The 13,509-nt window shown below is 44.8% G+C and carries 12 protein-coding genes and 1 tRNA gene; 1 reads left to right on the top strand and 12 read right to left on the bottom strand.

The genetic code is table 11. From position 1 onward, the window contains the following. Nucleotides 1–52: 52 nt before the first annotated feature. The 3 genes from AU511_RS00070 to AU511_RS00060 form a co-directional block, all read right to left on the bottom strand. Nucleotides 53–643 carry a LysE family translocator gene (locus AU511_RS00070; protein WP_094108376.1) on the bottom strand — a complete coding sequence of 197 codons (591 nt, stop codon included), beginning with the start codon at nt 641–643 and terminating at the stop codon, nt 53–55. A 344-nt stretch (nt 644–987) separates the two neighbouring features. Further along, entirely contained in the window at nt 988–2,328 is a 1,341-nt protein-coding gene (locus AU511_RS00065; RefSeq protein ID WP_094108375.1) for a radical SAM/SPASM domain-containing protein, read from the bottom strand. A 787-nt stretch (nt 2,329–3,115) separates the two neighbouring features. Continuing rightward, a tRNA-Gly gene (locus AU511_RS00060) sits at nt 3,116–3,191 on the bottom strand. Between the two features lie 610 nt (nt 3,192–3,801). Here AU511_RS00060 and AU511_RS00055 point away from each other — a divergent pair. Then, nucleotides 3,802–5,112 carry an MFS transporter gene (locus AU511_RS00055; protein ID WP_094108374.1) on the top strand — a complete coding sequence of 437 codons (1,311 nt, stop codon included), beginning with the start codon at nt 3,802–3,804 and terminating at the stop codon, nt 5,110–5,112. Nucleotides 5,113–5,354: 242 nt separating this feature from the next. Here AU511_RS00055 and AU511_RS00050 read toward each other — a convergent pair whose 3' ends face one another. The 9 genes from AU511_RS00050 to AU511_RS17850 all read right to left on the bottom strand — a co-directional run. Further along, nucleotides 5,355–6,515: an NAD-dependent formate dehydrogenase gene (locus AU511_RS00050; RefSeq protein WP_094100990.1), complete on the bottom strand. Its 1,161-nt coding sequence runs from the start codon at nt 6,513–6,515 to the stop codon at nt 5,355–5,357. Between the two features lie 135 nt (nt 6,516–6,650). Further along, complete coding sequence (locus tag AU511_RS00045) at nt 6,651–7,571, bottom strand: LysR family transcriptional regulator (RefSeq protein ID WP_094108373.1); 921 nt, start codon at nt 7,569–7,571, stop codon at nt 6,651–6,653. 660 nt (nt 7,572–8,231) lie between these two features. Beyond that, a complete protein-coding gene (locus tag AU511_RS00035) occupies nt 8,232–8,723 on the bottom strand; it encodes a hypothetical protein (RefSeq protein ID WP_139824095.1) in 492 nt (163 codons plus the stop codon). A 31-nt stretch (nt 8,724–8,754) separates the two neighbouring features. Then, entirely contained in the window at nt 8,755–9,552 is a 798-nt protein-coding gene (locus AU511_RS00030; protein ID WP_139829346.1) for a tetratricopeptide repeat protein, read from the bottom strand. Nucleotides 9,553–9,672: 120 nt separating this feature from the next. After that, a complete protein-coding gene (locus AU511_RS00025; protein ID WP_139829345.1) occupies nt 9,673–10,629 on the bottom strand; it encodes a DKNYY domain-containing protein in 957 nt (318 codons plus the stop codon). A gap of 470 nt (nt 10,630–11,099) precedes the next feature. Continuing rightward, on the bottom strand, nt 11,100–11,303 hold the full coding sequence (locus AU511_RS00020) for a hypothetical protein (protein WP_094108369.1): 204 nt from the start codon (nt 11,301–11,303) through the stop codon (nt 11,100–11,102). 550 nt (nt 11,304–11,853) lie between these two features. After that, nucleotides 11,854–12,291 (bottom strand): NADAR family protein, encoded by a 438-nt coding sequence (locus tag AU511_RS00015; protein ID WP_094100996.1) that lies wholly within the window; start codon nt 12,289–12,291, stop codon nt 11,854–11,856. Further along, entirely contained in the window at nt 12,292–12,624 is a 333-nt protein-coding gene (locus AU511_RS00010; protein ID WP_410440068.1) for a hypothetical protein, read from the bottom strand. A gap of 2 nt (nt 12,625–12,626) precedes the next feature. Continuing rightward, a partial coding sequence (locus AU511_RS17850; RefSeq protein ID WP_276207157.1) for an RHS repeat-associated core domain-containing protein occupies nt 12,627–13,509 on the bottom strand: 883 nt, incomplete at its 5' end.

Here is a 13,509-nt window from a genome sequence, read left to right as displayed (position 1 = left end):
CATGATAGCCAGCATTGCCCTGAAATACGCAAACCAACACACTTTGGATCAGCTAGATGACCCATACATAGATCACCAGAATGATTAACGTCCAACCCGATATCTTATTGATCAACCCTATTTTTCTAGAACTTAAATAGTGCCCTGCGATATGCCCCAGCGCCATCCAGGGTATCAATGAGATGATGGAAGAGATGAAAAAAAGCACAGCATAAACGACGATGTGTTGTCGGTTTGCGCTTGTGACAAAAGAACTATAGGAAAGAATAGCGAACAACCAAGCCTTATAGCTCAATGGATGAATAAGTAATCCACTGGAGAAAGAGAGCGTCGGTTTATTTGCTTCTGAGGGCAAGTCAGCACTGGATCGAATAATCTGATAGCTTATCCACAACAAATAAATCGAGCCTAATATTTTCAGAAGATACATAATTCTTTCATCTGCCTTGGCTCCCGACAAATAAATATATGCACTTGCGTAAAGAACCACACCAAAACCCATCGTAATACCGAGGGAAAAAGGAATCGTTTTCTTCCAATTGCTTTTTGATGACTGGCTGAATATCGCGATATTAGCCGGTCCTGGAGTAATACTGGCGACGAAAGAAAAAATGAAGAAAGCAATGTAGTTGTAAATTTCCATATTCGATATCTCTAAATTTTATGCTAGAGCGCTGGCTGGCATCTAAGTCGTTTTCACTTTCATCAAGTTGACACAAAATCACGACACTCGCACTAAATGAAAATTACTGCAGAATAATACGAAGAATGAAAATGAGCAACGCTTCGCCCTGCTTCCATCCGTTATATCGCTTCTCGCGCCGATCGCGGAATCCTCATTCCACATAGAGTCTAAACGGAATCATTTTTACCCATGCTTCAAGCTTCAATACGTCATCAAAGCTGCTATTAAACGACAGCCTGAATAGCAAAATAATCGACCTCACGGCGTCGATACGATCCCGTTAATTTTTAGCTTACTATTAGTCAGGATAATAATTTTGTACTGAAAATAGCATTGCTTTTGAATTGCGAACAAGCCCAAGGATCCGGCGAGGTAAACTGACCATAGTGATTATAAGCTTTCGCTTTACAGCCGCCCAGGCATTGGCTTTGACTGTCACACTCGACGCAACCAGCGATAACATCAACGGTAGCGTGCCTAATGACATCCCACTTGGGATCTTGCCATAGTGAGTCCAATTCCTGATTGAGTATATTGCCAATAATAAATTTATCGTCTGACATAACAGGACAAAAACTCAGGTCACCATTCGATTTTATATAACATTGATTAAAACCGACACCGCAAAGATTCTTGGCCGAAGAGATCTCCCTCATTTGACCCAATGAGGCTTCATGAGTGGCCAAACATTGATCGTCGCAATATTTTTCAATCAATTTTCTCACCTTAAATCCATCATCGATGGAAATGACCAACTCCTTGTTTTTCTTCCCGCGGCCAAAATAATCGAACCGGTCAAAGTAGACGTTTTCCACCTGCAGCTCTTTCATCAACGCCATAAACTCTTCTAATTCAGTGATGGTTTTCGTCGTTAAAGTGTGGTTAACCCTTACATTGATTCCATATTCCTTTAATAATCTAATCTTTTCTATAGTCCGTTTAAAAGTATTTTTCCCGCGAATACTCTCGTGGGAGGCCGCATTCGCACCGTCAAGACTGATGGCCATAAATTCCACATTATATTTTTTCAATCGCTCTGCCATTTCTGGCGTAATCAAAAGTCCGTTGCTAAATATGGAAAATCTGAGGTCATTTTTCACAATTTCATCGATAAGAATAAAAATATCATTTCTTTTGAAGGGTTCTCCCCCCGTCAAAATAACATCGGTCGCGCCAGATTTGCTAATTTCATTAATCAAGGAGAGCATATTCTCCGTTGATAATTCATTGCTTCTGGCATAACCCGATTCGTTGTAGCAATGAATACATGTCAAGTTACATGAATTAGTCAATTCAATATATACAGTATCCAATGAGTTCGTTTTTTTGATGATTATCTCTTCGGAGGGAATAGGAAGCGGGCACGCTTTTACTATCCCGATGTGACTTAAATTAGAGAACGTCTCGATAACGGCGCGTTCAATTTCCGAACGGTCACTGCCTAAAAAAGCTCTCTCCACCTCATTAATAATATCTGACGTTCTCTTTCGCCCATCGAATAATGACAATAAGTAGCGCGTAGACTCGTTAATGATCACATCACCATCAATATCATATTCAATGGATGAAACCAGTCTGTAATCCCCCTCTTCATTGGCTTTGAGTATTATTTTATTATTGATATATGGATAGCAGGCTAACATCTAAGATCCCTCTTGGCATATTATCAATTCACCACATTATCATCTTGCTAAGATAATAAAATAAAGGGCAGAAAACCAATAAAATGCGCTTCCATGCCCTTGTGCTAATACTGATTATTTCTGACGTAAAGAACAAGAAGCGACTCGCAGAGAGCAAGAGCTATTTAATGTACTTTTACTGACAACAGAAACTTGGGGGTTGAATTTCATAACATAATCTCCTTTTAAATTACCAAGTTAATAATCATTTATTAGGATGCCTGAAAAACATCCTAATTCACGGTACAGCAAGCCAAAATAACCTTCAAGAATTATTTAAAAACAATTTTTGAATAATAAAATCTTATAAAACTAGAAATATTATTCATTTCCTATATTTGAAGTGGAGATTATTTCCCTCTCGTTATTATATCAATATAATAACGACGAAAAAACTCTGGCGTTAATGAAGGATTCATTAATATGAACGTAATCCATAGTAAATAGAATCTATTTCTATACGTCGCAAATGAGAAAACATCGACGATCATTCCCAGTAATGAGGCGTATTTAATTGCATCCGCAGATGAGGGGCAACATCGAAAGGCTAATGGCCGCGGCAACGAGCACGGAGATAATCATGCACACCGTCGATTTCCGTTTAGAACCGAGGCAAGACGAGGCTGCGCCGACATCCGAGCGGAAACAGGCGGGACCATCGGCAACAAGCGCCAGAAACGAAAAAAGGACCCGAAGGTCCTTTCTTTCACTGCGTCACAGAGGCTGACGCGCTCTGCAACACAAAATTTGGAGCGGGAAACGAGACTCGAACTCGCGACCCCGACCTTGGCAAGGTCGTGCTCTACCAACTGAGCTATTCCCGCGTCACGACCGACTTTCACTGGCGATAAACTGTGAAGTCGCTCGATAAATAAAACTCTCAATCTGTTGATTAATCAGCGTTTTATCTATGTCTTCCGAAGAAGTGGGCGCATTATGTCGCTCTTTGCGGATGATGGCAAGCCCTTTTTTAGCAGAACGGACAGGAAACGGTTTATCTGCTCATTAGAGCATCAAATAGCGCCTTTTCGCCGTCATTCCAGGCGGCTAAGCGGCAGTGCATCCAGACTGTATGAGGGCATATCGAGGCCGCATCCTATTATCTCGTTCCTTCCCTTTGACGCCCAAGCGCTCACTCAGCGGATCGCGGCACAGCCTGACTCATACAGAATTCAAAGATCTAGGAAATAGACGAAGAGAATCGGTTGCTTGCAACCCAATCGCAACATTTAGCCTCAAATGACGCTAGTCAGGCTTTTTGCCTCTCAGTAGACTGACTTTCGCACAGCGCGAATAAACATCCAGCGACCGTGGTGCATCACGCTTGGGCGCCGAGTACGCTTCCGGCCATCGCTTTCCTTCCCGCAAAAGCGACGCACTGCGGAACAAAGCCTATAGCCGCAGCCATTATTGGATCGATGAGGAATCTCTGACATGACGAACGTATCTGCCGCCGGAACCACGCCGGTAAAAGAAGATGAACATACGCTATATCGAAAAATTGTCTGGAAGCTTATCCCCTTTCTTTGTTTCTGCTATCTGGCCGCCTATCTGGACCGAATCAACATTGGATTCGCCAAGCTGCAGATGGTGCAGGATTTACACTTTAGCGAAACCGCTTTCGGACTGGGCGCCGGACTGTTTTTTGTCGGTTACATCCTGTTTGAAGTTCCCAGCAACCTGATGCTGGAAAAGATCGGCGCGAAAGTTTGGATTGCCCGCATCATGATCTCATGGGGGGTATTGTCGACCTGCACACTGCTGGTGACGACGCCAGCGCAGTTTTACCTGCTGCGTTTTCTGCTCGGGGCCGCCGAAGCCGGCTTTCTGCCGGGCGTTCTTTATTATCTCACCCAATGGTTTCCCTCCCACCGGCGTGGGCGCGTCATCGCTCTGTTTATGATCGGGCTACCTCTGTCGAGCATTGTCGGCGGACCGCTCTCCGGTTGGATCATGATTCATTTCGATCAGCTCCATGGTCTGCGTGGCTGGCAATGGCTATTTTTGCTGGAAGGCCTGCCCAGTGTGTTGCTGGGTGTTCTGACGCTATGGGTCTTACCTAACAACTTTCGACAGGCCAACTGGCTCAATCAGCAGGAGAAGGCGCAGGTCGCCCTGGCGTTAAAACAGGATGAGGCAGAGAGCCGCCACTCCCCTCGCCGCTTCCGGGAAGGCTTTTTCAATCTGAAAGTGTGGATGCTGGGCGGTATCGATTTTTCCATTTTGCTAAGCGCCTACGCGCTGGGATTCTGGATGCCGACGCTCATCCGACAAGCCGGGGTGGCCGATCCTTTCCATATCGGACTGTTGACCGCGCTTCCCAGCCTGGCGGCCCTGTTGGGGATGCTCGCGATCGGCGCCAGTTCGGATCGCCGCCGTGAACGCCGCTGGCATATCATCATCCCTTTTCTCATCGGCGCCGCCGCCATGGCGGGCAGTACATTCTTCACCGACAGCGTCGTCGCCACGGTGCTGCTCTTTGCCATCGCTCAGGCCACCATCATCGGCGCGGTGCCGGTCTTTTTCAGCCTGCCTGCCACCTTTCTTACAGGCACCGCCGCCGCAACGGGTTTTGCCCTCGCCTGTTCGCTGGCCAACATTGCCGGTTTGGTAAGTAACTCACTGATGGGATTTGCGCTGGATCTCACCGGAAGCAGCGCGGGCGCGCTGTGGTTTTTCGCCGCTTGCCTGCTGGCAAGCTCTTTACTGGTGGTTGCCCTACCCGCCAAAATCGTTAACCGATAACGATGCTGACAAAAAAGGCCGCATCAGGCGGCCTCTTTCCTACGGAAATCTCAGGGCACATCAGGCTATCGTTATCGTCTTCTCCAAACCGGCGCACGGGGTCGGTGGATACGAACATACGACATCGTCACTGCTCTACGCATCAGCGCTTGCGGTGCCCGGCAAACGAATAGGCACAGAAAACACTGGACTCGACCTTAACCTGCGACGGCCATAGACCGCCGCAGCCATCGCCCTGTGCGTCAGGCTAACTTATACGAGTTGGCGCCAGTGCCGGCCAGGTTGCCGCCGTCGACAATCAGATACTCCTGACGGATCGGTTTCCCTTCAAGGAAGTTTTGCAAAATTTCCAGCGTCCCTGCCGCATAACGCGCCTGCGCAGACAATGAGGTACCTGAGATATGCGGCGTCATCCCTTGATGTGGCATACGTCGCCACGGATGGTCGACCGGCGCCGGTTGCGGATACCAGACGTCGCCGCCATAGCCTGCCAGCTGGCCAGACTCCAACGCGCGCGCAATCGCATCGCGGTCGCAAAGCGCGCCACGAGCCGTGTTGATCAGATAGGCGCCGCGTTTGAACAGAGACAGGAAAGCTTCGTTGACGAATCCCTCCGTCGAGGGATACAGCGGGGTTTGCAGGTTTACCACATCACAGACCTTGACCAGCGATTCCGGAGTTTCGTGGTAGGTCAAGCCCAGCTCCTGCTCGACTTCGCTCGACAGACGGTGAGGGTCATAGTAGTGCAACTGCATATCAAACGGTTTCAGACGTCGCAACGCCGCCAGACCAATACGCCCTGCGCCTAACGTCCCGAAGTGCATCCCCTCGACGTCGTAACTGCGCGATACGCAGTCCGCGATATTCCAACCGCCGTTGTTGGCGATTTGGTGCGATGGCAGATAGTTTCGGACCAGGGCCAGAACGGTCATCACCACATGCTCCGCCACACTGATGGAGTTCGAGAAAGTCACCTCGGCGACGGTAATACCGCGTTCGGCGGCGGCTTTCAGATCGACATGGTCGGAACCGATGCCCGCCGTCAACGCCAGCTTAAGCTTCTTCGCTTTGGCAATACGTTCAGCCGTCAGGTAAGCGGGCCAGAACGGCTGGGAAATGACAACGTCAGCATCCGGCAAATGACGATCGAAAACGGAGTCAGCGCCTTCCTTATCGCTGGTCACAATCAGCTCATGCCCCTGACTTTCCAGATATCGACGAAGCCCCAGCTCTCCGGAAACGCTGCCGACCAGTTCGCCGGGAGTGAAGCCTAGCTCACCCGATGGCGTGGGCGCCGTCTGGCCATTAGGATAGGTCAAAATTTCTGGGATATCGTCGCGGGCATAGACAGGGGGAAAACCGGTTACAGGATCGGGATACAATACGCACAAAATCTTGGACATAGTTATCTCCTTAAACCTAAGCAAGTTAATTATATAGCCTTGATCTTCAAGCTATAATTTTTGTGACGAGGTCCAGTCTGTGCGCTTAAGAATCACGCGTCCAATTGTTTGAAGATATCTATAAATAGCTCTCACCTATCGACCTGCTCGGTAGATAGGTTGCTCGATTTTTCCTTGGAGATCGAACTGCGTCGTCATTCCCCACACCGCGTCTAACAGTGCAGGCTGATTATCCTTGCGTAGCCGCAGCAGACTCATTTCAGGCAACACCGGGGACTCAATGGGATGGGCGACAATACCGTTGGCGATCAGATATTCAGGGATCGCGCTGATGGGAGCAATGCTGCAGGCTTGTCCACTACTCACCATTTCATATAACACGCTCAGCGCGTTGGTTTCGATAATCACTTGAGGCGTCACCCCTGCCTCGCGAAAAGCCTCTTCGATGACCCGCCGGTTTTGCATCTCGTGATTAAACAAACATAGCGGCAACTCACCCACATGGCGCCAACTGAAAGCCTCTCCAGCCGGTGGAACGACTTCGTTGTTGGACAGTAGAAAAAACCGCTCGGCGTAAAGAGACAAAGACTCGTAAATCTCTCCGGCGCTGACATCGGAATACGCGATACCCAAATGCAGATCCTGATTTTTCAACCGATTCAGAATATCGCGCGTACTCAGGGAAAAGACTTTCAAATTCAGCCGGGGAATGACGCGGCGATACTCCTTAATCAGCGTAGAAACCGCTCTCATCGCGGAGGGTACGGCGCCGATGACCAAATTCCCCCCGGCCACGGCTTGCGCCAGAGCGGCCTCCTGCTTCAAACCGTCCAGGGAGGACAGCGTTTTCCTCGCCCAGTCCAGCACGCGCTCCCCTTCCGGCGTAAAACCCTGAAAACGCCGTTCGCGCCGAATAATGGTAATGCCCAACTCGCGTTCCATTTGCTGAAGGGCAACGGACAGAGAGGGTTGCGAGACCCAGCAGCTCTCCGCGGCCTGTGCAAAGTGCCGATGTTCAGCCAATGCCACCAGATAATGAAGTTGTCGCAGAAACAAGGTTAACTCCTTTTAGACTAGTGCCTTTCCATAGAAAAAAAGCTTGAGATCAATGAAAACTCTGTACGCCGACATGCTCCTTTAGCGATTTCATCCAATATCATCGCTAACACTTCACCGCGTCCATCTTTCCTGTATTGATAAGCAAACAAAAAACTCAGCACTGCGCGCCTGTCGGCAACGCGCTTGCCGCCTTGGTTCATCCACCGTGGATCTCTCTTCATCTACGCCGCGGTTTTCTTCCTTTCTCGCGACAAACATAGTCCAGGTTGAAGAAATAGCAGGACAGACCAGCCAAATTGTACAATATACCGGCAGTCAGGAGCTAATCAGCACAGGGATTGAGCAGATAGCGCCTTCGGGATAAGACGGTTTCGCTTCATCGCTAAGCACATGCGGTATTCGCAGAAGGGAGGCGTGCTACGAAAAGCGTCGATAAAAGGATAAGGAGAAAAGGTGGGAGTGCTGACAGGAAAAATAGATAGTTTGAATGAGATGACGCGGACTAACTGAAAGGGAACATACGGTGTAGCAAGATAAGAGCAGGAGGAAAATTACGAGGCCAGTAAAAATAGTTGCCGTTTGAAGAACGATGCAGGGTATTCTTATCTGACCACGGAAAGAAAACAATCAAATACACGACGTCATTTTGTGTGTGACTCACCGATACTTGTTTAGCAAATACCTTTTTATTGATGCAGCATTTTTATATTTGAAATAATGGGGTTCACCGTTAAACTCCCCTTCTTCACCATATGATATAGGATCCCTTGAGATTTTTTCATTGTTCACCATTCCATCATTGTGGATAGAATACCCATAAATTTGATATGACGTTCCAGAAATTCTTTCTGGCCGATGTATAACATGCCATGAAACCAAGACAACGACATTTTTTACCCCATTCAACGTAATAAAAAATACCGTTTCGATATTTGGCAAACCACCATTGACATCATAACCGTCTATTTTAATGGCACGATCTTTATTTTCGAAGTAAAGGCCAAGAGGCTGGTTAACATCGTTTTCTTTTTTTATAAATACACGACTATCCTGAGATATTTCAAAAGGCCCTTGCACGAAATTTGATTCAGTGCCTGCATAACATTTAAATGCAAAAACCATCATTAAAACTGTTAATGTTTTTAACACGATTCGAGTCTCATCCTAATTAAAATAATAGTTAGTTAATTCTCTCCAGCACTCTGGAAGGTATTTGTTTATTATGATCCGCCATCTTCATTAATTTGACATACTGTCTATAGTTAGACATGGATTTTACTGTGCTTTTCATCTCCCAGAAAGAATCAGCCAGATTTAAATATACAGCCATCCGATTAGGATTTTTTCTTTTTACAACTTCAAAGTATTTGATGGATTCGTCATAATCCTTATTCTGCTGTAGGAAATAACCATAGTCATTATAAATTCGTTCATTATAAAACCTCTCACCACCAGACATAGTTAAATAGGGCTCGAGAGAGTTTATTGCCTGTTCAATTTTACCTGAGCGAAACAACGCAACAGCATTAACATAGTTTTCTTCCAAAAGTTTATCAAACAACGCATCGAACTCTTTACTGTGGTTATTGACAACAGCAAACTCACCCGAAAATTCAGTTCCTAAAGGACAAACATCCACAGTCCCTTCGAAGAAAATATTTATCTTATTTTCCAACAACTCAAAATAAGCAATATTTTTTTGAGTAGACGAATAACTCATTAGTCCAGAACGAAATGGCAGCAATGTTGCTGAATATTCATTTTTGTTTTTAGTGATCCCGATTTTAATTACACAGTCAGCTGGAGAGCTCGCCCCCAAGTCAGAACTTCCTCCATATAAAGTTGAAGTTAATCTAACATTCCCTCTCGAGGTTTTTTCGAGCCCTATCAATGTAAACTCATCTTTATAAATACTAATGTCGGCACACGCATACAATGGAAGGAAAAAACATAAAAGGCAGATAGTCAGTTTAAACATACTTTACGTTCTAACCTGTTTATCATATTACCTCTGTAATCTTAAACACCAAAAGAATAGCTCATAGATATTATACGGCCACATTGGGCCGCATAACTGTATGTGACTAAAATGACTTCATCATATTTTATGACATGACGAGTCATATTTATCTTTCATTAAGATACACGCCCATTGATTGACACCATCGGAGATTCTTACTTCCCCACTATCCTGCTCTATGTGCATTTTTTTAGGATTAACATCTTTGATCAGTTCGGCATCAACAGCGACGAACCAGACATATTTTCCATCACTAAACACATGTTCACTGACCGGGTTTATATTTTTTACAGCGGTATCGGCAGGGATAACAGGCTGTCTTTTGTCATAAACATAAAACCCATGCTTATCAGCGGACATAGTAAAAGAGAAACATTTGAATGTGGACACATCAGCATCGGGATGCTTTGAGCCTTCATAGTAAAGCGCTCCGTCAATATTCGCCCACCCATAACATGGGGGATAAGCGCTTGCGTTACGTTTGTAAGGTAAAACCACCGTCTTCCCAGCAACAAAATAATAGTTGTTTTTATCCTTAGCTTGATGAGTAGATAACGTCACAAATGATCCAGCATCTACGCCTTCTATTTTTTCACCAGTAATAGTTAAAACGACTTTTTTATCGGTAAAAAATGGGAAATCAAGGTCTTTGAAATGCTCAACATCCACGTTAAAATCTAAAAGATTACATTCTGCATAAGCTTTATTATTGGCGAATAAAAATTCGCCATCAAAAACCCTTGCCGCATCAGGATTAAAATCATTAGGTAATTTTGATGCATTACAATAATAATTTTCACCAGAAGAGGCGATGTTAATTCCTCCGTGATTGCGGTAAATAACTTTAAAGCTCTCAGGGTTTATATCAGGTAATACTTCTGGTGCAATATTCGCGGCTGGTTGAAAGACAATTTTATCCCCTATCAATTTATAAGGATATTTTACATTATCTTTTTCCATTGCCATACACTGCTGAGTAGCGAAGAAAACAACAAATACCGCAGATGCCTTTCTCATACAAGAACGTAAATTCAACTTATCTTCCTTTTTATTTGTCGTGCAGTTAATTTTTCAAGAGATGAATAACCCCTGAAACCAATTTCATTCTTTAATCATGACCGATGACTTAATTATACAAAATTATCAATCACGTACAATTACCTTTTTTACAGACCCACAATTCAGCTCCATGATAATCTATGCCTCGTCAAATAAATTTTAAAATCTAACCGAGAATATGGATCCCACGATTAATAGTATGATTTTGTTGATTAATAAATATTGGATGGTTATCCAGACTTTCATCGAAGAGTTAATAGCAACCATCTCTTTTTTGGGAAGGCTTCAGATACGAGGTTTGCACTCATGATACTGGCTTGGCTCACGCTTCAACCTGTTGTTGTTAGCCATTTTTGGTAAAATCGTCACCCGGGAAGAGTTCAATACCACTGTCAGAGACTTTGATTCGGAAAGCACCGTTGGAGTAAAGCGTAATGACTCACCCGTCATCTCGCCCGCTCGATAACATACGCCGCTCGCATAAAATCATATAGCGCTTGACCAGCAGGACAAAACCTCTGGCTTTTAACCAATGTGTTTTTATCTTGATTAACAAATATACCTTCAAGCCATTGCGGCGCTTCTCCTGCTGCTGTGAGTGGCAGACTCACCGCCAAGGAAATAGCCACATACTTGATGAATTTATTCATGATTAACTCCTTGTTTTAAAATTATTATTCACATCTAATTACCGACATCGTTAAATAGGGGGGGCACCAAGTCCGTTACCACGTAATGTGACTGGGTGTCTCTTTCTATAAGCGCTAACGCATCTTCGTCGCTGCGTATTTCATGCTCATCCGATCAGAGATGACTGGACTGGTTATAGGCCCGCACCACCCAATTACAATATTGCTGATGAGCGTTGTACCCGCGACTAAAAGAGAAGAGATTGGAAACAGTGTGTTACTACGATTTCAACTTGATGGGTACTATGAGATAAAATCCAACTCCTTATTTCAATCAGCATTTTTCTATTTCATGTTTAGTTTTGTGTGCTTTTATTTATATATTTTCTGCTTTTGGCATTTCAGGTACTGGCAGACTCAGAACGGGTTACTCGTCCAGCCATTAAGTATTGCGTTAATACCCGGTAAAACAACTATTCGGGCAGAACAGGTGAATAGGCCAGCGTAATAATACCAACCGCTAAAAATAAATAATCCGGAAGAGTCATTGGGATCGCTTCCGGATATTATTTCACTTCAATATATCTCTTGTTTCCATTAATATTAGACCAAGCATATTTTGACCGGACCCATCACCTCCATCAGCCCAATAATTATCATTATGAGTATGTTCCACTAGCAAAGCATCTCCAGTCGATAATAATATTCCTCTAGCCTCATCATTTTGTTTGAATTTTTCCAATACCGCAAAGCGCATAATATTATTCTTTACATCATCCCAATCCTTTCTTAAAGGAAGAGATCTATCTCGACCTAACTTTGCAGCATCCATTGGAGAAAGAAGATTACGTATCTTTTCCTTTGATACTTCGTCTTGAAATTTTTGAGATTGAAAATAATGTTCAACTGTAGGCCAAGTTATAGAGTCAATGATAAAATTACATTTGAAAAAATTAGAGAATATTCCAAAGGGTTCATTAACTCTGTAGAAGAAAATAGGATCACTCACTTATATAATCCTTGGACCTTTGGGTTTAATATCATCTACCGATTCCCCAGCAATAATTAAATTAAAGCATTGCATTATTTTCCTTGACATATCATCTAATAAATCACTTTTATGGTGGTAGTTTTCACAATCAATCCCTACAGATAACAAATAAATCTCAGATAATAATCTTTTAGGAACAAATTCATCATTTTTAAACACTCTTGTTATCTCTTCAGCAACCAATAAAAGATTATTAAATGCCTCTTCATTTATTTTACCTCCCATTTTCAATGGATAAATAAACTCACTACCACTTTCTTTAAGCAATTCTAATGCGTTAGATTTTTCCACATTCATTTCATAAGACCTTTTATGGCAGAATTAGGTATTTCTTTATATACTGTAACTTCTTGCGCCCATATAGACCTATGGTAAGGTAACCCTCCTGTTCCATTAACCCTAGGAGCTGTCTTCCATACTTCGGCATTTGGCGAACTGACTTTATTAAGATCTATTTCTATTATTCCATGTCCACTATCATAGGATCTAGCTATATCTAAATCCTTAGTTGTCGATATCCAAGGACTATTTTTGGCTGGCCCTCCAGCGGCATTAGAAGCCGCGGATAAAGGCTGGTTTGCAACATGTTCAGCAGCGCTCCAGTTACCATCCAATGCTTTTCCTTGTATAGATTCCCCATTAGCTAATCTTGCAGCGTCTTGCTCTGTCAAAGCACGATATACTATGTTGCTCTGACCTTCCTTTGGCGTAAGTCCCAGCGGATCCACCCACTCCAGCGGATTATGCACATAACCCTGCGGCCTCAGCCCACCCGCCAATCCTATCGGGTCCGGCGAGATATACTGCCCGCTGTCCGCATCATAGTAACGATGCCGGTTGTAGTAAAGCCCCGTTTCCGCGTCGTAGATTTGGCCCTGGTAACGCAGCTCGCAGTACACTTCTTCGTTCGCCGCGTCGCCCAGATAACGCTTCCGACCCACCGGCAACCGGTCTTCACGGTGTCCGTTCCACAGCCCCTGCTCACCCCGCCAGTGAACTTCTCCCGTTTCGCTGCACAGCTCCCGCGCCGTGCCCGCTAAATCTGTCACCACGTAGTGCAGTCGGGTCTCTTCTCCCTTGCGTTCGACCTGCGCCAGCGGTCGGAAGCTGCCAGGCTCATACACCCACTGCACTTCCCGCGCCGGGGTGCCGTCGGCATAGTATTGCACCTGCCCC

It is taken from the genome of Lonsdalea iberica (assembly GCF_002111585.1).
Lineage (GTDB): Bacteria > Pseudomonadota > Gammaproteobacteria > Enterobacterales > Enterobacteriaceae > Lonsdalea > Lonsdalea iberica.
Note: the sequence above shows the minus strand (reverse complement) of the source record. Positions and strands in the feature narration are given on the sequence as shown.

What these genes read in the sequence shown, in the direction of transcription:
- AU511_RS00030 (WP_139829346.1), bottom strand. Translation starts at nt 9,552, where the DNA reads ATGTTTAAACTGACTATCTGCCTTTTATGTTTTTTCCTTCCATTGTAT.
- AU511_RS00055 (WP_094108374.1), top strand. Translation starts at nt 3,802, where the DNA reads ATGACGAACGTATCTGCCGCCGGAACCACGCCGGTAAAAGAAGATGAA.
- AU511_RS00065 (WP_094108375.1), bottom strand. Translation starts at nt 2,328, where the DNA reads ATGTTAGCCTGCTATCCATATATCAATAATAAAATAATACTCAAAGCC.
- AU511_RS00020 (WP_094108369.1), bottom strand. Translation starts at nt 11,303, where the DNA reads ATGAATAAATTCATCAAGTATGTGGCTATTTCCTTGGCGGTGAGTCTG.
- AU511_RS00050 (WP_094100990.1), bottom strand. Translation starts at nt 6,515, where the DNA reads ATGTCCAAGATTTTGTGCGTATTGTATCCCGATCCTGTAACCGGTTTT.
- AU511_RS00070 (WP_094108376.1), bottom strand. Translation starts at nt 643, where the DNA reads ATGGAAATTTACAACTACATTGCTTTCTTCATTTTTTCTTTCGTCGCC.